The 22,525-nt window shown below is 50.4% G+C and carries 19 protein-coding genes; 1 reads left to right on the top strand and 18 read right to left on the bottom strand.

From position 1 onward, the window contains the following. Positions 1-121: 121 nt before the first annotated feature. From D328_RS30995 to D328_RS0107595, 17 genes are all read right to left on the bottom strand, one after another. On the bottom strand, positions 122-268 hold the full coding sequence (locus tag D328_RS30995) for a hypothetical protein (RefSeq protein ID WP_018884397.1): 147 nt from the start codon (positions 266-268) through the stop codon (positions 122-124). Between the two features lie 64 nt (positions 269-332). Then, positions 333-1,457, bottom strand: a complete 1,125-nt coding sequence (locus tag D328_RS0107670; RefSeq protein ID WP_033412464.1) for a phosphodiester glycosidase family protein — start codon at positions 1,455-1,457, stop codon at positions 333-335. Between the two features lie 310 nt (positions 1,458-1,767). Beyond that, the gene (locus D328_RS28565) at positions 1,768-2,361 is read right to left on the bottom strand and encodes a (2Fe-2S)-binding protein (RefSeq protein ID WP_018884395.1); all 594 of its coding nucleotides are present in this window, start codon (positions 2,359-2,361) and stop codon (positions 1,768-1,770) included. Continuing rightward, positions 2,358-4,673 carry a xanthine dehydrogenase subunit D gene (gene pucD / locus D328_RS0107660; protein WP_018884394.1) on the bottom strand — a complete coding sequence of 772 codons (2,316 nt, stop codon included), beginning with the start codon at positions 4,671-4,673 and terminating at the stop codon, positions 2,358-2,360. The genes D328_RS28565 and pucD overlap by 4 nt, the downstream gene beginning before the upstream one ends. Positions 4,674-4,678: 5 nt before the next feature. Continuing rightward, entirely contained in the window at positions 4,679-5,578 is a 900-nt protein-coding gene (locus D328_RS28560; RefSeq protein WP_231505368.1) for an FAD binding domain-containing protein, read from the bottom strand. Next, complete coding sequence (locus D328_RS0107650) at positions 5,571-6,230, bottom strand: nucleotidyltransferase family protein (protein ID WP_018884392.1); 660 nt, start codon at positions 6,228-6,230, stop codon at positions 5,571-5,573. Before D328_RS0107650 ends, D328_RS28560 begins: the two co-directional genes overlap by 8 nt. Continuing rightward, positions 6,175-7,284 (bottom strand): XdhC family protein, encoded by a 1,110-nt coding sequence (locus D328_RS28555; protein ID WP_018884391.1) that lies wholly within the window; start codon positions 7,282-7,284, stop codon positions 6,175-6,177. Before D328_RS28555 ends, D328_RS0107650 begins: the two co-directional genes overlap by 56 nt. 151 nt (positions 7,285-7,435) lie before the next feature. After that, positions 7,436-8,758 (bottom strand): 5'-deoxyadenosine deaminase, encoded by a 1,323-nt coding sequence (locus D328_RS0107640; RefSeq protein WP_018884390.1) that lies wholly within the window; start codon positions 8,756-8,758, stop codon positions 7,436-7,438. A gap of 20 nt (positions 8,759-8,778) precedes the next feature. After that, on the bottom strand, positions 8,779-10,023 hold the full coding sequence (locus D328_RS0107635; RefSeq protein WP_026281053.1) for a pyridoxal-phosphate-dependent aminotransferase family protein: 1,245 nt from the start codon (positions 10,021-10,023) through the stop codon (positions 8,779-8,781). After that, positions 10,020-11,312 (bottom strand): M20 family metallo-hydrolase, encoded by a 1,293-nt coding sequence (locus D328_RS0107630; RefSeq protein WP_018884388.1) that lies wholly within the window; start codon positions 11,310-11,312, stop codon positions 10,020-10,022. The genes D328_RS0107635 and D328_RS0107630 overlap by 4 nt, the downstream gene beginning before the upstream one ends. Continuing rightward, entirely contained in the window at positions 11,305-12,717 is a 1,413-nt protein-coding gene (locus tag D328_RS0107625) for an allantoinase (protein ID WP_018884387.1), read from the bottom strand. Before D328_RS0107625 ends, D328_RS0107630 begins: the two co-directional genes overlap by 8 nt. A gap of 14 nt (positions 12,718-12,731) precedes the next feature. Then, on the bottom strand, positions 12,732-13,115 hold the full coding sequence (gene uraH / locus D328_RS0107620; RefSeq protein WP_018884386.1) for a hydroxyisourate hydrolase: 384 nt from the start codon (positions 13,113-13,115) through the stop codon (positions 12,732-12,734). A 26-nt stretch (positions 13,116-13,141) separates the two neighbouring features. Next, the gene (gene uraD, locus D328_RS0107615) at positions 13,142-13,657 is read right to left on the bottom strand and encodes a 2-oxo-4-hydroxy-4-carboxy-5-ureidoimidazoline decarboxylase (RefSeq protein ID WP_018884385.1); all 516 of its coding nucleotides are present in this window, start codon (positions 13,655-13,657) and stop codon (positions 13,142-13,144) included. A 293-nt stretch (positions 13,658-13,950) separates the two neighbouring features. Continuing rightward, entirely contained in the window at positions 13,951-15,549 is a 1,599-nt protein-coding gene (locus D328_RS0107610) for a PucR family transcriptional regulator (RefSeq protein ID WP_018884384.1), read from the bottom strand. Positions 15,550-15,798: 249 nt separating this feature from the next. Beyond that, positions 15,799-17,187 carry a class II fumarate hydratase gene (gene fumC, locus D328_RS0107605; protein ID WP_018884383.1) on the bottom strand — a complete coding sequence of 463 codons (1,389 nt, stop codon included), beginning with the start codon at positions 17,185-17,187 and terminating at the stop codon, positions 15,799-15,801. 371 nt (positions 17,188-17,558) lie between these two features. Further along, positions 17,559-18,572, bottom strand: coding sequence for an aldose 1-epimerase (locus D328_RS0107600; protein ID WP_018884382.1), 1,014 nt, complete (start codon positions 18,570-18,572; stop codon positions 17,559-17,561). 190 nt (positions 18,573-18,762) lie between these two features. Continuing rightward, a complete protein-coding gene (locus D328_RS0107595) occupies positions 18,763-19,044 on the bottom strand; it encodes a hypothetical protein (protein WP_018884381.1) in 282 nt (93 codons plus the stop codon). Positions 19,045-19,204: 160 nt separating this feature from the next. On the opposite strand from D328_RS0107595, the gene D328_RS0107590 reads away from it, so the two are divergent. Then, positions 19,205-20,437, top strand: a complete 1,233-nt coding sequence (locus tag D328_RS0107590) for an aminopeptidase (RefSeq protein ID WP_018884380.1) — start codon at positions 19,205-19,207, stop codon at positions 20,435-20,437. Positions 20,438-20,753: 316 nt separating this feature from the next. On the opposite strand, the gene D328_RS0107585 is transcribed toward D328_RS0107590, so the two are convergent. Beyond that, entirely contained in the window at positions 20,754-22,082 is a 1,329-nt protein-coding gene (locus tag D328_RS0107585; RefSeq protein ID WP_018884379.1) for a hemolysin family protein, read from the bottom strand. Positions 22,083-22,525: the final 443 nt, after the last annotated feature.

Genomic DNA, 22,525 nt, shown 5'->3' with positions numbered 1-22,525 from the left:
ATAGTTCAAGCATGTTGCATAATTCGATTAGTATCGCTATAAAGTGCAATTGAAGACGAATAGAACCATTTTGATCTATCTTTTGTTCATTTAAATATTGCTTGCTGGATTTGAAAAATGCTCAGTTCAAGTAGATTTCCGGTAGCAAGCTCGCTACGGATTCCAGCTCAGAGGACGGGAATGCCAATGCAGCATTCGCTGCAATCAGATAACAAGCGGCAGCAGCTAGGATGGCTGTAAGAATGACTCCTTTTCGTTGCTTGAACATACGACATTCATCCCCTTTCATAGGCTTGCATTTGACTTGCATAGGCTAAAGCTAACGCGGCAATCTATTTTTTCCCGGCATCAATATTCTCAGGTCTCAATCCTTCCCAGATATTTGGTATATTCGCCAGCTCCGGATGCTCGAACACGAGGAACGCCGTTGGCAGGTAACGCTCTCCATACTCGGAGGAAGGCTTATTGACAATTGCTTCGTTGTGTACAAGCACCGTAGAAGAGCCTCCATCCAGATTCGCCGCAATGACGGCCCCCCGCTCCAGCAAAATATTCTGCATGTCATAGAGATCCGCACCAATGCTATAACCTGGCTGTCTTCCGTCAATGATAACGAAGAGTATCGCTCCATCAGCTCGCTGACCCATGGCTGTTCGCGGAGCAATGCCCCACCCTTCTGCATGATTACGAATCAGACCTTTGCCATTCACGATCAGTCTTGGCTGAAAGGTTACAGCCTCCTGAACTTCCATCCGGCTCAATTCTTCCAGAGAATAGTGCCCTGCGATCATCTTGCCCTGCTTATCGATTCCGACGATCTGGGTAGAAGCTTTCTTACCCAAGCCGTTATAAAATAACTTCCCTTGAGAAATGACGACACCAATCGGCTTGAAGCCATTGCCTTTCCAATTAGGATCTGCAAAGCCGCCACCATTCACTCCAGCCACAGCACCCAGACGCTTGACCATGCTGGATACCTTCTCACCTTTGCCCTGCTGTGCTGGGACACCTAATCTGATCTTGGTAGGATCGTGGACGGTCATTACGAAGCCATGATAGCTCTTCCCAGATACTTCCTCAATCTCAACCAGTGGCTTCTCCTCTTGTACAGCTGCAATAGGTATTGCAGGAGTCTGAATCGTATGATGATCCGTCTCTTCGCCCATTTGCTCGAATCTGGCCTTGTATTCAGCCACTCTTTTATCCAACTCGTCCTGTCCAATAATGTACTTGGCCCAGTGTCGATGCTGAGTGGTTATAAGCGTATCCGCTATACGGTAACGGAGCTCCTCCCCTGAGGATGTGAACATGAGCCAGCCGCCGCCTGTTAGACCAGCTATGAGGAAGAAGACGAGCACATGTAGCATGGCTTTTCGCAGCCGTCTTCGTTGCTGTCGTCTGCCAGATTGTCGTCTAACAGACCTGTTGGGTAAGGGACGCTCACTCACCCTGATCATCTCCTTATGCTCGTTCTACACGATTGTTGGATTGGATGCATAATGACGAAATGTGCAATAATTACGCCTATCATAAACCAATACAATTGGCGGAAAGTTTCATTTTTTTAACATAATTGATACCTTTTCCTGCAGAAGCAAAAGAAAAGTCGAAGGTGAGCGCTTCCTGCGAAGCCTTCCTTCGACTATATTAGCTCGGGATACATCCTATTAGACTCAGAAGGTGAATAAAGAGAAGTAACCTTGAGATACATGATGCCTTGCTTGTAAGATTTATTTTGCTCACTGGACTGTAAGCAGACTCTATATATCACTGTTCTTGCTTTTGTAGCGTCTGCTCTCGGCATTTCACAGCAGCCTGCTCAACAGCTCGAATAATTCCACTGTAGCCTGTACAACGACATAGATTGCCGCATAACGCTTCTTCAATGTCCGCTTTCACGGGGCTAGGATTCTGATCAAGCAGTGCTTTGGTGGACAGGATCATACCCGGTGTACAATAACCGCACTGAAAGCCACCCTCTTCCACGAAAGCTTCCTGGATCGGATGAAGCATAGACTTCTTTCCTTGGATAGCGATCACGCTCGTGTTCATCTTTTGATCATCTTCTGCTGCTGAATCTCTGGCGATTGCTTGATCAGCGCCGTCTGCTGAACCTAAACCTTCTATAGTCATGATGCTGCGGTCCTGACACTGATAAGCCATGAGCAGGCAGGAATTCATTGCGACCCCGTCAATCAATACCATGCATGCTCCACATCGTCCAATCTCACAGGAGATCTTCGTTCCTGTTCGTTGCAGATCTGTACGTAGTATATCGATCAAACGGCGGGAAGGAGCTATCGCAAGCTCGATCTGACGTCCATTCAGCTCTGCTCTCCATAAATACGCTTGCTCACTCATCCCCACTTCACTCCTTTCTCCTGCCCTATGAGCGAATCAAGCGGTCTCATGAGCAGCTCTCTTCTGACTGGTAGGTGCTTCACTCGCACACCTGTAGCTTGATATATAGCCTCAGCAATCGCAGGAGCCAGCGCCACTGATCCGACCTCACCTACACCACGTGGTCCGTAAGGATCCCCCTCCGGCAGTTCTTCAATCGCCTCTACCTCCAGCGAGCTGTGGATGTCCCGCACCGTCGGAATGATATACGTATCCAGATTCGGTGTTGCATAGCGGCCGTGTGTCATAACCGCATCCTCTGTCAAAGTGAAGCCCAGTGCCATGACACTGCCGCCCTCGATTTGTCCCAAATATCCCATGGGATTCATAACTGGCCCCGCAGCTACGATATGACGGGTATCCTGTAGCTTGGCTTCGCCAGTCAACAGATTCACTTCCACCTCTGCGATGACGGCTGCATAAGTATATAGAAAATGGCCCCCCATGACCGCATCTGGGGTGGTCGGATAATCGAAACGTGTATCGAACACAAGCGGCTCCGTCGCAGCTGCCACAATCTCTGCATAAGTCACGCGTGGACGTAACAGAGGCGCAGCCATACGCTTGTATTCCTCCACCTGCCATACACCTCCGGGTCCCGTAACCAGCTGCTCTGGAATAATACCTGTCAAGGCCGAAGCAATCCCCAGGATTTGCTTCAGGAAAGGGTCCTTCAGCCGCTGCAGGGCCATCCATGCCATTGTTGTAGACCGCGAAGCTGTACTGGACCCGCTGTGCGGCACGAGGTCTGTATCCCCAATGACGATGCTAAGATCCGAAGCGGAGCAGTTGAACAGGTCAATCAGCATCATTTCGAGGGTAGCCACCAATCCTTGACCGAATTCCTCGTAGCTGAAGGCCACCTCAATAAATCCCTTTTCGGTAAGTGATAATCTGCCACCTGCTGGATCAGGTAGTCCATAGCCCAGTCCTGCTCCATGCATGGCTAGTGAGGCGCCGATCCCCCGACGTATCCATGGTAAAGGCTTCTCTTCCTCTATACCACCTCTCCTGCTCTGCCACAGCGAAGAGTTCTCTACGGCTTCCCACACCTGAGCTAGCCCCTCCGTCTCCAGTATTCGCTGCTCCAGGGGGCCTGGGTCACTGCTACTCCGCATGTTCCTACGCCTGAATTCCCACGGGTCCATGCTTAGAAGGGCAGCAAGTCGATCCATCTGTCCTTCTACGGCGAATATCGTCTGATTACCCCCGAAGCCTCTGAACTCGCCTGCCACACCATTATTCGTGTATACAGCCATTCCTTCTACATCCACATGCGGAATGCGGTAAGGCCCGAGACAGTGCTCTGTCGCAAAATTCAGTACGGGAGCACCCAATGTCGCATATGCCCCGGTATCCGAGATCATTCTTACCCGATGGGCAACCAAGTAGCCTTGTTCATCCGTTCCTGTCATCATCTCGATCTTCATTGGGTGTCGCTTGAGTCCTGCCCGGACAGATTCCTTACGTGAGTTGTGAAATTTCACTGGACGCCCACAACGCAGAGCAAGAAGCGCACCGTATGGCTGTACATTCAACTCGTCCTTTCCACCAAAGGAGCCCCCGATCGGACTGGAAATCACCCGAATCGCTTCCTCAGGCAGGGCAAGAATGCGGGATAGCTGCATTCGATCCTTGTAGCCGTGCTGAGTGGCAGCATACACCGTAAGTCTGCCATCCTCCTCAGGAACGAAGAGGCCTCCTTCCAGCTCCATGTAAGTATGCATTTGCCGCGGGGTATAATATGTTTCCTTTACAACATGTACACACTCCGCAAAAGCGGCCTCAGCATTGCCACGCTTCACCTCAGTACGGTGTAGTACATTGCCTTGGGGATGAAGCTTCGGTGCCTGGTCTACCAGTGCCGCTTCGGGTGAATCCACAACCGGCAATTCCTCATAGCTAACCTTGATCAGCGCCAGAGCTGCTTCCGCCAGTTCAGGAGTGTCTGCTGCAACAGCAGCTATCGCGTCTCCTGTATATCTGACCAGATCTTCACAGAAGACGGGCTGGTCTGGTGTGGCGATGCCAAATCGATTCAGACCGGGTACATCCCGCCATGTAAGGACTGCACGTACACCGTCGAGACGTAGCGCAGCTTCCAGATCAACGGCTACAATTCTGGCATGTGGATATTCACTTCGTAGCACACGACCATACAGCATATCCGGATGGGATAGGTCGGTCAGATATGAAAGACGGCCTGTGACCTTCTCAGGTCCGTCAGGCCGCTTATACCAGCGTGCGCCGCTGTTCTCACGATTCAGCAACATTCGGCTCACTCCTTTGCTTTGTGAATACTCTCCAGACTCTCAAATAATCCAGCGGTAAGCAGATTAGCGGCAAGACTGCTCCGGTACTCGGCTGAAGCGAACACATCTGTATTCGCCGCAAATTCCTCTTGTATCGTCCGTGCTAGCTTACCGTAATCTGTCATCCATGGCTGCATGGATAACAGTAATTCCTCCGAACGAGGGAGTCTTGCTGGGATACATGCACCGCCACCAGCAGCCAGAGCAGCCGATATCCACTTTCCTGCCGAATCCTGGACTCCCTCAAAAGCAACGCTCACAAGGGCAGGGGTGAAAGCCGCTCTTCTGCCTACTTTTTTGAAAAAGCTCACTTGGGGTTCAGCCACTCGCGGGATATGTGCGGCACATAGAACAGCTTCACGATCAATGCCACTGCTACGAGCGCTATCTAACCAATCCCTAAGAGATTGTCTTATGAAGGTCTTCTCTCCTAGCCATTCCAATTCGGCATTCATAACCAGCAGAGCTGGCAGAGCATCGCCAACCGTGGATACAATGTTACCGCCGAGCGTGGCTAAATTCCGAATGGAAGGGGCAGCAATGTGACGAACTGCCTCTGACAGTAGCGGCGCACATGCTACAACGGCTGTATTGCTAATACAATCCTTCAGTCGTGTCATCGCACCGATACGTAGAGCACGTTCTTGTTCAGAGATTCCGTGCAGCTGCTCAAGCGCATCCAAGGCGATCAGGTTGGACGGGACAGGAACTGCGCCCCCTTCCCATTGGGTCCGTAGCAGGGTTCCTCCTGCCACAAAGGTTGCCTGGGCACCCAATACTGATCTGGTATGCAGGATCTCCTCCTGCGTCGTTGGCAAGCTCACAGTCGGCTGGCTCATGGAAGGAAGGATCGAGTGGCTATTCATTTGCACAGCTCATCACCCTCCTCTCCTGTTCTCGAAGGTGCATGAGCGCTGTCTCCGTATCTGCATCCATGAACAGATCAGCAGAGTAGTCACAATAGATACCTCTGTATCTATCGCTCTTGAGCAGTATGCCTGCACCACAGTCTCCCTGTAGCTGTCGCACTGCCTCATACATGGTGGATGTCAATATAACCGGGGGCTGGGGGGAGGCTCCGTTACGGGCCGCAATATAATCGAAGCTCTGCTCTGGTCGAGTGGAATTATGGACATCATCATAAAGCTGTAATAATGCATCCAGGCTACTCGCCTGCACGAAAGGCTGGTCAGCCAGCAAAATCATGATCGCTTGCGCTCCCCGACGAATAGCCCCTTCCAGCCCACATTGCAGGGAAGCAGACATGCCAGTGCCAGCCTTTGTACAATGTAGATATTCTGCTCGGTCTTGTCTGAGTGCTTCATCGAAGATGGATGTAAGCCAATCTGGCTGGGAGCATTGCCGTCCCACTACAAGCACATGGTCAAGTCGTGAATTCAGGGCAGTATCTACGACCCTTGCTCCGATAGTACGACCATCCAGCAGTAGCTCCGCCAGCTTGTCACGACCCAGTCGCGAACTTTGGCCAGCTGCCAGAATCACTCCGGTGACGCTCATAATACCACCCTTCCTTCAAGGGCTGTGACTGCGCCTTGGCTTTTCCCCTTCGAATCGCAATCAACTCAGCCATAATGCTGACAGCTATCTCCTCCGGTCCATCTGAGCCGATGGGTAGCCCAACAGGAGAATGCAAATTCAAGAATGTGGGCAATCCCTCCAGCAAGCGTGCTGTTCGTCCCTTCGTTCCCATAATGCCAATGTACGCACATGTGCTCTCTGCCAGCAGCTCTAGCAGCTCACGCTCACGCTGATATTGATGGCTCATGAGGAGCACAAAATCCGTCTCCATGATACGAAGCTGTCCATGCAATAATTCCTGTGGGAAGCCATGGATCAGATCAGCTCCTGCAAAATTCTCTGCAGTTAGCCGCGCTGTCCTCCAATCCGCCATAACTACACGGAAGCCTGTGGCAAGAGCCAGCTTACATACGGGCTCCGCATCCGGTCCAGCACCGAAGATCACAAGGCGTGGCTGGGGCCGATAAGTCCTCACGTAGCTATCTGGCCAAAGCTGATGCTCTGTATGTGCGAGCATCAGCTCATGGCTATTGTCTATATGAACTGCAGCTAATGATGCCAAATTGCCTGACGCATCTAGCTCATTGTCAATAGCATCCCCGGCAATTTCCAGCCTATATTCTGCATGCTCAGCAAGCCAATCATAGGTACGCGTGAGTATAACGTGATGCCCTTTCTCAAATAGATCAACCATCGTCTCCATGGCCATCTGGAGCTGCTGCACGACTGGCTCCAGCACCAGGTGCATCAGTCCACCACAGCCAACATGCTCACCCCAGGACAGATCGTCTACTGGTCTCATATCATAGGGGACTTTGGCAATCTTCCCTGTAGCCAGCACCTCGCGAACCCGCTCTCGAAGATCCTCCTCTATACAGCCCGGACTAATGCTCCCCCAGGCTCCCCCATCTTCCCCGAGCAGCATGGAAGCCCCTTCTTTGCGGTACGCATGACCCTCAACATATACGGCTGTTACCAGCACCTTTCGTTCTCCGCCTTTGACAGCATGAACACATAATTCCGCCATATCCATACGAGGCTTCCTCCCTTCAGCGTGGTATGCACCTTGGCTACACTTGGCTACGCGAGCACTATATACTTCGTAATAATCTCTAAAGCCAACGATTCAGAATTTGCAACAATCTCATGAATGCCCATCAGTTCACATCAAGTAGAAATGAAAATTACATCGTACGTATCAACCTTGCAATGGATTTATCCGCCTCCTGCAATACGATGCCCCGATCAATGGTTGTCACCATACGATTCTCAAACACTATAGCTCCGTCAATAATAACTGTGTCCATATTGCTCCGGGTGGTGGAATAGACAACGCGGGAATAAATGTCTGTATCATACGATGGGTATGTGTGATAGTCATCCAGATCCAGCAAGATCATATCGGCCTTCTTCCCAGCCTCCAGGCTGCCAATCTCTTTGGCCATACCCAGTACCTCAGCTCCGCCCATCGTCGCCATTCTTAGGACAGTACGGGCATCCATTGCCGTTGGACCATGTGGAATCTTCTGAATGAGCGCAGTCAGGCGCATTTCCTGGAACATATCCAGATTGTTGTTGCAGGGTGCTCCGTCGGCACCGAGTCCGACATGAATATGGCGGTTCAGCAGTTCAGGAATATCCGCAATGCCTGAGGAAAGCTTCAGATTGGAGCCCGGGCAGTGAGTCACCTTCACCCCGCGTTTACGAATAATCTCCTTCTCCTCCTCACTCAGCCAGATGCAATGCGCCAGAATTAGTCTTGAATGAGCCAGACCAATATGATCCAGGTAAATAATATTTCTCATACCGCGCTCGGATTCAACTAGCGCAATCTCGCCCTGATTCTCTGAAGCATGCGTATGCACCCGCACATGATACTGAGCTGACAGGTCACGTACCTCGGTCAGAAGCTGCTCAGTACAGGACACTACGAATCTTGGACAGAAGGCATACTGGATACGTCCACCACCAAAGCCATTCCATTTCTCCAGCAGGTCTACACTTTGCTGAATGGAATCCTCTGTACGCTCACGTAGCGGGAGGGGCACCTCATCCCCATGATCCATCATCACCTTGCCGGAGATAATTCGTATGCCGCTCTGGGCCATGGCCTGAAATGCAGATTCGGTGTGATGTACCGTCTCCATATCCAGCACTGTAGTGGTCCCGCTTGATATTAGCTCTCCTATGCCTAGCAGAGCCGAGTAATAGACGGATTCCTCATCGTGAGCAGCCTCCAGCGGCCAGATTCTTTGGCGAAGCCAATCCATCAGCTCCATATCGTCTGCGCGCCCGCGAAACAGGGTCTGACACAGATGAATGTGCGTCTGCACGAAGCCTGGCAGCAGTACTTTGCCGCAAGCATCAATGACACGATCAGCTTGTGCTTCAATGTGTGGCCCAATCTCCTTAATCATCTGATTTTCTATAAGGACGTCTCCAATGAATACGTCCTCTTCGGCATTCATCGTAACGATCTGTGCTCCCTGTATTAGAATACTCGCCATATGTGCTCCCCCTTCAATGCTTACCCTTGATACACATCCAGCGCTGCCTGTACAGCTTCTCCCGCTGGTGCACGATACCCATTTCGAACCAATACTGCCTCAAGTGCTCCAAGCGTATGCAGTATATTTGTCTGCCTACAGCTATAGCCCATCGCACCGATTCTCCAGATTTTTCCCTTCAATGGCCCAAATGAGCTAGCAATCTCGATCCCGAAATCATGAAGCAGCATCGAGCGCACCTGCTCCCCATCGACTCCCGCCGGAATATGAACACAGGTCACTACGGTAAGCTTGCTTGCAGCATCCCCGTACAGCCGCAGGCCCATCGCCTGAAGTCCGGCCATCAGCGCCGCTTCATGCAGCCGGTGTCTGGCAAAGCGTGTCTCCAGTCCTTCATCCAGAATGATCCGCAAGCCCTCATGCAATGCATAGAGCATATTGGTCGCTTCTGTATGATGATTCAGTCGCGCTGGACTCCAGTAATCCTGAAGCTGGCTCAGATCGAGATAATTGCTCTGAATGGGGCGGCACTCGATTGGGTCCGTTAGTGCTACCTTAGCTTCCTCACTCGGACTTCGCAGACCCCGTTCCACTCGCTTACGTGACAGAATCCGCTGCTCTGCGCGCTCATTATAGGTTAGGGGAGCCATTCCTGCCGGGACAGACAAACATTTCTGTGTTCCTCCCATAACTGCATCAAGCTTCCAATTGTCGGTCTCGACTGGCACTCCTCCAATGGTAGCTACAGCATCCACCACAAGTAAAATGTCCATCTCCCGGCAAGCTGCACCGATCTCAGCGAGCGGCTGTATTTGGCCCGTAGAGGTCTCGCCATGCACTATGGCCACTAGATCCGGCCTTACTCGCTTGGCCTCCTGAATGATATCTTCGGGGTCAAAGACCCCTCCCCAGTCCCGCTCCAGGATACAGACTTCCGCTCCGCAGCGCTCGGCAAGCTCCACCAGCAGATGACCGAAGCGTCCAAATATAGGAACCAGCACCTTGTCTCCCGGACGGATCAGACTGGTTAGGACCGCCTCAATGCCTGAGCGTGATGTGCCATCTACCGGGTAGCACCACTGATTGTTCGTCTGATATATAATGCGCAGCATCTCCATCGTCTTGTTCATCAACGCTGTGAATTCCGGGTCAAATTGCCCCAAAATCGGATAAGACATCGCCCTTAGCACTCGTGGGTCTACCTCTACGGGACCTGGAGTCATTATTGTCCGCGGTGATGGAGAAAGCTCTCTGTAACTACTCAAGCGCCTGCACCCCCGTAACCTAGTTCATATAATGCTGATGCTAGTACGCTGTAGCCTAATATTAAATGCTCGGGGGCCGTGTATTCGTCCGGGCTGTGGCTAATGCCTCCACGACTTGGTACGAAAATCATTGCCGTAGGGCAGACATGCCGGAACATCTGTGCATCATGACCCGCACCACTAGCCATTACGCGGAAAGCCAATTGCTTGCTGTGGCACACTGCTATCAGAGAGTCCATCAGTTGGCGGCCCATGGGGACAGCAGCTGCATCCAGTGTCTGAATGCTGACGAAGCTGACCTCATCTTCCTCTGCCACTACTGAAAATTGTCGCAGTAGCTCTCTGCTATGCCGCTGCAGCTCCGCATCCTCTGCATGGCGAATGTCCAGTGTGAATTCAGCTCCACCCGGAATGACGTTTGGCGTTCCTGGCGTTACAGAGATACTCCCTACAGTAGCTACCAGTCCATCGTCCGTCTCCAGTGCATATGATTGGGCGGCTACAATCATCCGGGCGGCACAGGTCAGGGCATCCTTTCGATGGTCCATCGGTGTCGTTCCTGCATGATTCGCCTCGCCATGAAGCTGAATGCGATACCGCTGCTGAGCGACAATCGCCGATACAATACCGATCGGAATGTTGGATCGCTCCAGCACGGAGCCCTGTTCAATGTGCAGTTCCAGATAAGCACCCAGTTTCCTCGCGGGCTCAGCATATGAACTATCAGGCCCAAAGCCACATTCTCTTGCAGCCTCCAGCATGCTGATGCCTTCACGATCCCGGAGCAGGCCAACATCCTCCCAGCGGACACGCCCAGCGATACTACCGGAGCCCCAGTAAGCGGTAGGGAATCGACTACCCTCCTCTTCGCAAAGCGCGACTACCTCCAGTGTTCTGGTTGGTTTACCATATCGCTCCTTCAGCTCAATCAGTGCCAGCAGGCCAGCTACAATACCTAAAGCACCGTCATAATCGCCGCCTGATGTCACCGTGTCCACATGGGAGCCTGTTACGATCGGAGCCAGATCTGGATCTGTTCCTTGAAGTCTGCCAGTAAGGTTACCAGCACGGTCAAAGAACACCTCCAATCCGGCCTCCTTCATCCATGTCATAAGCTTCTGCTGTGCGGACAGCCATGAGCTCGTGTAAAGAAGACGAGTAACGCCCCCAGTCTCATCTCGACCAATGTCCGCCAATTCCTTCAACAGCTCAATCAGCCGGGTGCTATAAGTCTGTTGTTCTTCATGTCCATGGAGTGAGGATACTGCTTGCTCATGAGCCTCACGCATAACGCTCCTCCCTTGGCTCAGCCCCAACCGGCCTTGGCTGTAACCAGCTTCCTGACCGACTCTCGCTAACTCCATGCTGCTTGTCATATACCTGATTTCCCCGGCAAAAGGTAGCCGCAATCGAGCATGGAAACGTGTGATTCAAATAAGGGCTCTGTACGTGGGTATAAAGAAGCTCCTGAGCCGTTAATGTAAAAGCCTTGTTGAAATCTACCAAGGCAAAATCAGCGTCCTTGCCAATCTCGATACTTCCCTTGCGGTCGTCCAGCCCCATTCTGGAGGCAGGTGCCAAGGCAACGATTCTAGCAATCTGTTGCAGTGAGAGACCTCTGGCGAGATATCCCTCCTCCAGCATGAGCAGCAGTGTACTCTGAGCGCTGGAGATCCCGCCCCAAATTTCGAACACATCATCAGATTGCTTCAGCGACGGTGGGCATGGTGAGTGATCCGACGCAATGATATCCACTGAACCATGGAGCAATGCATTCCACAACCGCTCCCGGTTATCCGTGCTTCGCAGCGGCGGAGCACATTTGGCCACCGCTCCGAGACGATCAGCATCCTCATCAGTGAGCAGCAAATAATGAGGGCAAGTCTCCGTACTGACATCCATCCCGCTGGTTTTTGCTGCATCAATCAGCTCCAAAGCCTCCGGCGTACTTATATGAACAAAATGCAGTCGACAGCCCGTATGTCTTGCGTATAGCAAAGCACGACTAACGGCCTCCACCTCAGCGATTACAGGTCTGGATTCAATATAATCCTGCATGCCCATACGCCCTTGCTGCCGTATTAAAGCCGTGGACGCCTGCACAATATCTTCACTTTCTGCATGCAAGGCCAGTAGACCGCCTATTGAGGCAATCTTTTTCATACCTTCCAGCAGGGTAAGCTCATTCGAGCGTGCGAAGATCCCTTCGCCCTCGCCACCAGGATCGGACATAAAAGCCTTGAAGCCGACGACCCCTGCCGCTGCCAGCTCATCCAATGCCTCGATATTGCCCGGAACAAGCCCGCCCCATAAAGCATAATCTACACAAGAGCGCTCCTGTGCTCGTGCAAGCTTCAGGTTCAGTGCCTCTCTGTTCACCGTTGGAGGAACCCCATTTAGCGGCATATCCACATATGTCGTGCACCCGCCAGCTGCGAGGGCTGCAGAGCCTGCTGCGAAGCCTTCCCAGCTCTCCAGACCAGGCTCGTTGAAATGAACATGGATATCGACCGCCCCAGGAAGTATGGTCAGCCCTGCTGCATTGAAGACCGTCGTTTCCTCTGCAATGTGTTCAAGGTGACCTATAGCAGCTATTTTGCCATCCTTAACAGCGATATCTGCCTCTATGCATACCTCTGGTAGCACAACCATACCGTGTCTGATTACCAGATCGAACTGTCTATGCCCTGTCATTGCGAATTCCTCCCTTAGCTCCCCCGATACGTACTATAGCCCCCAGGTGCCAACAGAAGTGGAATATGATAATGCTGATGGCTGTCCCGGATATGAAACCGAATTGGAATCCAGTCCCATAAGGCAATGTGGGCTCCAGAAGAATGCCTGGTATTCTCCAGATAGGCTGCAGCATAGAACCTCAGCTCATAGATACCCGTTCGCACAGCCTCACCCTGCAGCAATGGCTGATCGGTTCGCCCATCCTCATTCGTTGTAGTCTCAATTAGAAGACTCCCTTTGTCAGTCCGTGAAGTAGCCTCTCCATAGTAAAGCAACTCAATCTTCATCCCTCTGCCGGGCAATCCCTGGCCTGTATCCAGCACGTGAGTTGTTAATTTTCCCGTATGTGTACTCATTAGACAGGTCCTTTCCTGATCAACAGTTAGATTTGTTCAGTGCGCTCGACCCACTGCTCCAGCCTGATTGATGCAATGCGCAACACCTGTTGAGTAGCGGTCTTCAATTCCTCCTGTCTTGTGCCCTCCACCCGTTCGCGCATAATCTGAATGATCGAGGAAGTCGTATGGCCCCTGACTGCGAGAATGAACGGAAATCCAAAACGCTCAGTGTATGCCGCATTCAGACGTTGCAGCTCGAGAAAATCAGATTCAGTGAGCTGGCTCAATCCTGCTCCTGTCTGTTCCTGTACAGAATTGCTGCTCATCTCCAGTCTGGAGCCCAGATCAGGGTGACGACGTAGAAGATCCAGAATCTGTTCTACATCAGCCTCCATAACTATCGATTTCATTACATCCAACATGGCTGTATAATCCGGAAAAGGTCTATACCCCGCAGCCTTCTCTGCAATCCAGGGAGAATGCTCGAATAGTGCTCCGAATTCATGCATAAAAGCTTCGTGTGACAATTCATTAATAAGTTGAAGCGTGGATGGCTTCATCCTGTCAGCCCCCCATCGGATAATTTGAGAGTTATTGTATATGTATGTATATAGTGTGACAATAATAATCACGCAATTTTGTTACCTAAACTAACATTATGTATGATTTTTGTATTTGGTTCCTGACCGCTCCATGAGAACAGCCCTCCCGATTGAACGGGAGGGCTGAATTCCAATAAATTCGATTGGGATGGATCGGGTGGGTAGAATTGGTTAGAGTTGGAATGGATTCGGGTGGATATCGTAGGATTTCATTACATTGGACTGCATTGGATTGAATTTGCTCGATTGGCTCAATGCGCCTTTTGCTGCTTAAGGAACTTGCGAAATGTAAAGACCATCTTGAGCTTCAATAGATCGTTTGTCTTCTTGAAATCCATTTGTAGCAGCGCACTGATCTTCTCCATACGATAGGTGACCGTATTCCGGTGGACGTAGAGCTGCTTGGCTGCCTCATTAATGAGACCATCATGCTCGACGAAGGCTTCCAACGTATGCATCAGCAGTTCATTCGGGTCCTCACGAACAAGAGGCTCCAGTAGCTTGCTGCAATAATTCGCCATGATCTCGGTGGGCACATGCTGGAACACATACGCGAATTCCAAGGTATCGAACTGAAGCGCCGTATCCTTCATAGCGAAGCGAAGAGCCAGTTTGCGCGTCTCCACGCACTCCTGGTATGCGCTCTGGAGTCCTTGCTGCTCGGTCTTCTGCTTGCTGATCCAGAATCGAGGACCCGGCTCTCCACGCGTGTGCTGTGTGGCAATGACGTCACTGAAGCGATTGGTCAGAAAGCGGGCGAGCTTATCTCCTTCATCCTGCCCCGATACACTGCTAAAGATGGACAAGATGCCGGTATCCACCAAAAAGTGACGCGCAGGATTCAGCTTCATCAGCGGATTGTATTGAAGCTCATGATACAGCTGCTTTAATAAGGTATGTGAAGCAAAAACCTCTGGCTCAAGAGTCGTCAGTACGCATTGATACGGGCCCTCACAGACACTCATCCTCCTACTCTCCAGGTACTCGGCAAGCTCGCTAGCCGTAATCCTCCCGTTCAAATACTGCATCATGACAGCTTTCATCTCATCCTGTGAGGTTGGACTCATATGCACCTGATCTGTCTGATTCATGTAGTAGGCAAGCACCTCAGCTGCCTGCTGGAACAATCCCTCCTCTGCCTTGAAGGATATCGAGGATTCCGTGAAGACGAGCAGAAATCCAAAGTCCTCCTCCAGTTGGCGAATCGGTACTCGATGGCAGCTGCCGGCATCCCATTTCACCCGGGCATATGCCGACTTCCAGGGCCAGCCCTTCATCCAGCCCTGCTCTTGCTCCCATTCGCCATTCGTATACAGGATATGGCCCCTTGATCCAACAACGGCGATCCGGCAATCCAGGATCTCAGACAATCCCGCAAAAATACTTGCTTCCGCATTCTTTCGCAAGGCAAATTGCATGAGCTCCTTCTGCCTGCTGACAACGGATTGCAGCGCCTTCGTGCTGCGTTCATATTCGGCTCGAAATAGCGCATTCATCTGATCCGAGAAGGTGAACTGAAAGGGTAGCTCAAGGAGCGGGAAATTGAGACGATCCGCCTCCGCCATCACGGCCTCTGGAATGCTGTCCCAGAAGCGGCCAAGCTTGACTCCGAGCCCTGCACATCCTCGCTCGTGAAGCTTCTTGAGCAGCTTTGTCGCATCCTCATGACTGTCCCTGAGCAGGAAACCGGTAGTGAACAGCAGCTCGCCCGATTTAACCCAATCGGCAATATCAGGCGCATCCATCACATTGACCGACTTCATCCTGCGAGAGGTTCCCGCTGCCCCAGCGACCAACTTGGCTTCCGATAGCGGGTAGATTTCGAGTGCCTCCTGTACCGTAAGCTGCATGTTATAGACCTCCCATCCCTTTCACATGTCGCGTTATATACCTTTGTTTGTAACTTATTATAACACGAGAGACTAGTGCGGGTCATCAGGATGTTGTAAATGGGCAGTGGATACAAAAAAATCGCCCTTTAGATTAATGGAAGTATTAAGCCTCCATAGTCCATAAAGGTGCGATTTTTTTGTGTATACTTTGAGATTTCCGCTTAAGCCGTGCCCTGAATGTAATGCCTTTGTGCTCTACGGCAATACCTAAGCCTTCGGTTCAATCATCTTGGCAGGGTCCACGTACTGGTCGAACTGCTCCTCAGTGAGCAAGCCTGTCTGGAGTGCAGCTTCTTTCAAGGATAAGCCCTCGGCATGTGCCAGCTTGGCAATCTTCGCTGCATTTTCATAACCAATGTACGGATTCAATGCCGTTACCAGCATCAATGAATTGTACAGATTGTGCTCGATCTTCGCTCGATCTGGCTCAATTCCTACTGCACAGTTATCGTTGAAAGCCACGATGGAGTCAGCCAGCAGCTGCACAGACTGCAGGAAGTTATAGATAATGACAGGCTTAAATACATTCAGCTCGAAATTCCCTTGGCTAGCTGCAAAGCCAATAGCCGCGTCATTTCCCATCACCTGGGTAACTACCATGGTCAGTGCTTCGCTCTGTGTCGGATTGACTTTACCAGGCATAATGGAGCTACCAGGTTCGTTCGCTGGGATGATAATCTCGCCCAGGCCGCTACGTGGCCCACTTGCCAGCCAACGCACATCGTTGGCAATCTTCATCAGATCTGCTGCGAGCGCTTTGATCGCACCATGGGCAGTAACTACCTCATCATGACTCGTCAACGCATGGAATTTGTTCGGCGCAGAGATGAATTCTTTCCCTGTAAAGGAAGAAATCTCAGCCGCCGTCAAATTGCCGAACTCTGGATGAGCGTTGATACCCGTCCCGACAGCAGTGCCTCCAATGGCCAGCTCCTTCATATATTTAACGGTATCTGTAATCATACGCGCACTCTTATCTAGCATGGCATACCAACCGCTGATCTCCTGCCCCAGCGTCAGCGGCGTGGCATCCTGAAGATGGGTACGACCGATCTTAATAATGTCCTTGAACTGCTCAGACTTGTCCTGCAAAGTGGCCTTCAGCTTCTCGATGGCAGGAAGCAGGCGATCCTCTACCGCAATAACGCCGGATACATGTAACGCAGTCGGGAACGTGTCGTTCGAGCTCTGCGACATGTTCACATCGTCATTCGGGTGCAGTCGCTCTTCCTTGCCCTGCTCTGCCAGCCATTGGCTTCCCAGATGAGCAATTACCTCATTCACATTCATATTAGACTGCGTGCCGCTGCCTGTCTGCCATACTACAAGCGGAAAATGATCATCCAGCTTGCCACTGATAATCTCATCAGCAGCAAAGACAATAGCATCCTTCTTACTCTCAGCCAGCTTGCCCAGCTTGTGATTGCTAATCGCTGCACTTTTCTTGAGAATAGCAAAGGCCTGAATGACCTCAATCGGCATTTTTTCCGTACCAATCGGGAAGTTCTGCTTACTGCGCTGTGTCTGCGCTCCCCAGAGTCGATCTGCCGGGACCTGAATCTCTCCAATCGTATCTTTCTCAATCCGGTATTGCACGTGTATTCCTCCCTCAAATATGTAATGAGCTAGGTACAGCCTGAATGTGACTTCTGTCATATTATACATGATTCAACAGCGTTCTTCACATCTTTTTGTAAACGCTTTTCTTCCATGTTTCCATAACAAATATTATGTTAACTAAATCTAAATTCAAGGCGCGACTTGACTGCTTCGGAGCATTAATACAAAAATATATTAATACACTCGCACACTAAGGCATTAAAGCACCAATGAACGGATATAGCGTTCCATGATGCATCAATGCATACTAAAGAGGGTATCTCGCAAGACACCCCCACAGTATTATATGCAACTTGTACATGAGCCACGTGAGTAGTTTACTTCACTGCACCTGTCAAAGCTATCAGTTACTCAACCGCCTGTTGAATACAGTACAGACGTGCTGTTTGTTCGAAAATCTCGCCCGGCTGAAGCGCAATCAATCCAGCTTCCTCTGCTGCAATACCTTGCAAATTCGGTGCATTGACACGGTTCATCTGCGGCTCTGGGCAAATGAACTGCCCGCACGCCTTGTTATTCCAGATCATCCAGTGCTTATAGCTGGTACCTACATCATAGATCAGCGTTGCACCCACACGAGTATCAGTCAAGGACATGTAATTGCGGCCATTCTGCGGAGCCGCTGTATAGTGGTGATCCATCTCTTCAAAATAGGGATTGATCCCCTCACCCTTGAGGGCCTCCTCTTCGGCAGACAGCTGCTGCAACGAGCCCGTAGGCAAGGAGCGGTCGCTTAGCTCAATTCGCTCACCGATCGTCACCTTGATGCGATAATCCTCCGCACTGCTACCTGGAGCGAATGGCGCATTAACCGCCGTATGGAATGCGAATAGATTCGGCATCGCCTCTTCGCCCTGATTGACAATCGTGTATTGCTGACGCAGTCCGAACGCATCCAGGCTGTAGCGAAGCTGGATCGTGAAGGTGAATGGCAGGAAGCCATACATCGGATGCTCCTCATCCACCTGCTGTGTCAGAATAACGTAGCTCTCTGCCTCAGATGAGCCATATTCCTCCAGATTCCATGGCACATTGTGCAGAAATCCATGCAAATGATTGTTGGTCTTTGGCTCATTGATCGGTAGCTCGTAGGTCGTACCATTCCATGGGAACTTACCATCCTCGTAGCGGTTAGGCGGGAACAGGAACGGTATCCCAAATACCGCAGGACTGCTCAGGAACTCCTCCATTCCATCGGCCTCTGGCTCTCTTAGAAAGCGATAGCCGTATTCCGTATCCCGAAAAGCAACAAGATTAGCTCCAACAGAAGGTATAACAGCAGCTTCATAACCGGCAAAGCGCAGCCACACAGCAGGTACGCCGTGAAATGGCTCCTCTAGCGCAGTATGTTGATAAGACATATAAGAACCTCCTTGACATATGTATAGAACCAGACAGTAACGCGGCTGCATCCTGACCATACTGTAGCTTGGCACAAGGGCAGCATGCAGCATTGTAAGCGCTGATCATTTCGGTTTGACTATATCATGAATTGGCCCCTATTGGAAATGGGTCAAAGTGCTACTTTGCGCACGCTTATGTGACATTATACTACTTGGACTCCATCGCATCTCTCGCCGCATCGAGCAGCATGTCGAACAGATCGTCATCCTCCTCAAGCAGCTCGTCAATAGCTAATAGCTCCTCTTCTATGCGCTCTCCTTCAGCATAATGAAGGCTGTAGTCCCACTCCTTGCCCTTCTTACTGAAAAAGGAGATTTCGAAGGTGGATTTCTGTCCCTCCATATTAAACACCGCTTGTCCGAGGAAGCTACCATCCTCCTCTTGCCGCATGGTTGCACTAATTACTGTCGCTTTGGACTGCTCTGTCATTCATTCATACATCCTTTCTTGTTCAGCGTAATATCACTTTGTGCTCATGATGATTCATGGTGATTCAAGCGATCATTTGTGAACCTCATAATTCCATTGTACAATAGTTGTGACACGTAGCATACTGCGTATCGAATTACCTTTAACGGAGGAAGAACATATGTCTGATTTTGAGCAAAATTTAGAAAAATATGCAGAGCTCGCCGTTCGCGTAGGTGTTAATGTCCAGCCAGGACAGACCCTGGTCGTGAATGCACCGATTTCCGCAGCGGAATTCGTTCGCTTGATTGTCAAGAAAGCCTACGAAGTGGGTTCCAAATATGTGAAGGTGATCTGGTCCGACGAGGCGGTCACCCGTCTGTACTACGAGTTGGCTCCAGACGATAGCTTTAGCATTCCACCGAAGTGGCATGCAGAAGAGATGACCGAGCTAGTTGAGCAAGGCGCTGCTGTACTGCACGTCATTGCGGATAACCCCGATCTGCTGGCTGGCATCAAGCAGGACCGCATTACCGCTGCCCAACGGGCCAAGGCTACAGCTATGGCCAAGTACAGAGCCTATCAGCAGGCTGACAAATTCAGCTGGTCGATCGTAGCCGTACCTTCTGAAGCGTGGGCTGAGAAGATTTTCCCGGATCTTCCTGCTGAAGAACGCATACATACACTCTGGGAGACCATCTTCAAGATGGTTCGTGTTGACCAGCCAGAACCGGTTACGGCTTGGCAGGCTCATATGGATAACCTTCAATCCAAGTCGGATATTCTCAATGCCAAGAAGTATCACAAGCTGCACTATACAGCTCCTGGTACTGACCTTACCATTGAGCTGCCGAAAGAGCATCTGTGGGTTGCTGCAGATAGCAAGAATGAACAAGGTAACTTGTTCGTTGCGAACATGCCGACAGAGGAAGTGTTCACTGCACCGCTGAAGACAGGTGTGAACGGCAAGGTATCCAGTACGAAGCCACTTAGCTACGGTGGTAACATTATTGATAATTTCACAATTACGTTTGAGAATGGGCGGATCGTGAAGGTAGAAGCAGAACAAGGCTTGGAGACTCTGAAGAGTCTGGTTGAGATTGATGAAGGCTCCCATTACCTCGGTGAGGTGGCGCTGGTTCCTCATCATTCTCCTATCTCGGAGTCCAACCTGCTGTTCTACAGCACGCTGTTTGATGAGAATGCTTCCAACCACTTGGCTATTGGGAGTGCCTATGCCTTCACACTGAATGGTGGCAAGAAGATGACTCAGGAGGAGCTTGCGGAGAATGGTCTGAACAGCAGTCTTACGCATGTAGACTTCATGGTCGGTTCAGGCGAGATGAACATCGATGGAATTAACCACGATGGCACTAGAGAAGCCGTATTCCGCGACGGCAATTGGGCGATCTAGATCTAACCGCACGGTAAGTCACTGTCTGATGATGTTGAAAGACTTGATGCAGGCACATGATGTTAATACTTGAACCATGTGCGATTCAGGCACAACACCGTATAAATTACCAGTAAATATCACACATACTGCAAAGAGGCCGGACAAGGAATACCTTGTACCGGTCTCTTTAAGTTTTTAGATAAGATCACTTTAGTTAAGAGTTCTTGGATATTAGCTCTTAGATATTAGCTCTTAGATATTAGCCCACAGATAAGAGCATTTGGATATATCAAATAGGTAAGCTACACCAAAATGAAGACCGTTTGCGTTTGCGCTACGCGCCCTCCTCTTCCAGCAATACCTCATCTTCTAGTCTGGAAATGTGAATGCGCGAGATTCGTTTATTCTCCGTCTCCGCTACACGCAGTAGAAAGCCATTGAACGCGATGCTTTGCCCGGGGTCGGGTGGAATCATTTCAATACGGGAGTACATCCAGCCTCCAATCGTATCATAATCCTCACTATCCAGACCCAGATCGAAGCGCTCGTTCATTTCTTCGATAAGCATCATGCCATCCACAGAGAACTCATCCTTGCCTATTTTCTCTAGTGGCGGGCGCTCATGGTCGAATTCATCCTGAATTTCACCGACGATCTCTTCCATGATATCCTCCAGCGTTACCAGACCAGAGGTGCCTCCATATTCATCAATCAGGATGGCAATCTGTGTCTTACTCCGCTGCATTTGCTTCAGCAAGCTACTAATCTGTGTGGATTCGGGGACAGCCAGGATGGGTCGGATCATTGTTCGGGTATCCAGCGACCTGTCACGCAGCAGATCCTTGATATGGATGAAGCCAATAATATGGTCCTTATCCTCACCGCATATCGGGTACCGCGTCCGCATGTTATCTGAAGCAATTTCCAAGTTCTCCTCCGCCGATAGATGACTATACAGACAGATCATTTCTGTACGGGGAATCATAATCTCGCGCGCTGTCGTATCAGTAAAATCAAATATATTATCAACAAGCGCCAATTCCGTGTTATCGATTAGACCGCTCTTATTACTTTCTTTCATCAGTATACGGATTTCTTCCTCCGTGTGAACAGACTCCTCCTGCTCACTTACCGGTTCGACGCGGAACAACCTGAGCAATTGATTCGCCAGCCCATTCAGTACCCAGATAAAAGGATACATAAGCTTATAGAACCAGGTCATCAGCATCGCAGAATAAAGTACAATCGTAAGCGATTTTCGAATCGCCAATGTCTTGGGTGCAAGCTCACCAAGTACAATATGCATGATGGTAATGATGATAAAAGCTACTATGATCGCAGCGCCATGCACATAGATCGGACCGAGTCCGGCAGCTGCGAATACAGGTTCAATGAGACTTGCGATGGCTGGCTCCCCAATCCAGCCGAGTCCTAGGGATGCTAATGTTATACCAAGCTGGCAAGCAGATAAATAGCCGTCCAGATTGTGAATCATTTGTGATGCGTATACAGCCTTCTTATTGCCTGCCTCCAGCAGACTATCAACCCGACTGCCTCTCACCTTGACCATGGCGAATTCTGCAGATACGAAAAAACCGTTCAGCAGCACCAAGAAAAACACTGCAAAAATATTGAATATAATGGGTAAAGGGTCACTACTCAATCAATTCCCTGACCACCAATGGATTAGCAGCCAGGTGCACCTCCTTCGAATGGTTTGCACATATACCGGACTTCCTGCAGACTGCAGCTTCAACTCCCCAATGGGCCCACTCCTCTCTTCACATCGGCACATAGCATAATAATTCGAATGTATCAATCAGGGGTAGCTTATGTAGACGTTACAAGACGCTTTCCACTACCTACTGCTGATGGGATATCACTCGCAAGATTGATGCAACATGCGCAGCATAAGTAAAAACTTATACTTAATTATATAGATATACCCTACACAACGAAACAGTCAGCTATCACTGCAAAACTGGATGAGAAGCTGTTTTCACCCAAATTTCGGCTGTTTTCAGCTATTAAAGGGCCTGAATGCCCGATTTTGCGACGTTTTGTCCGTCAGTTTCACTTTTTTTCCATATACAGCAAAAATCCTCT

The sequence above is a fragment of the Paenibacillus massiliensis 2301065 = DSM 16942 genome, from assembly GCF_000377505.1.
In the GTDB taxonomy this organism is placed as follows: domain Bacteria; phylum Bacillota; class Bacilli; order Paenibacillales; family Paenibacillaceae; genus Paenibacillus; species Paenibacillus massiliensis.
The sequence above is the reverse complement of the archived record's forward strand: the minus strand, read 5'-3'. Positions and strand labels throughout refer to the sequence as shown.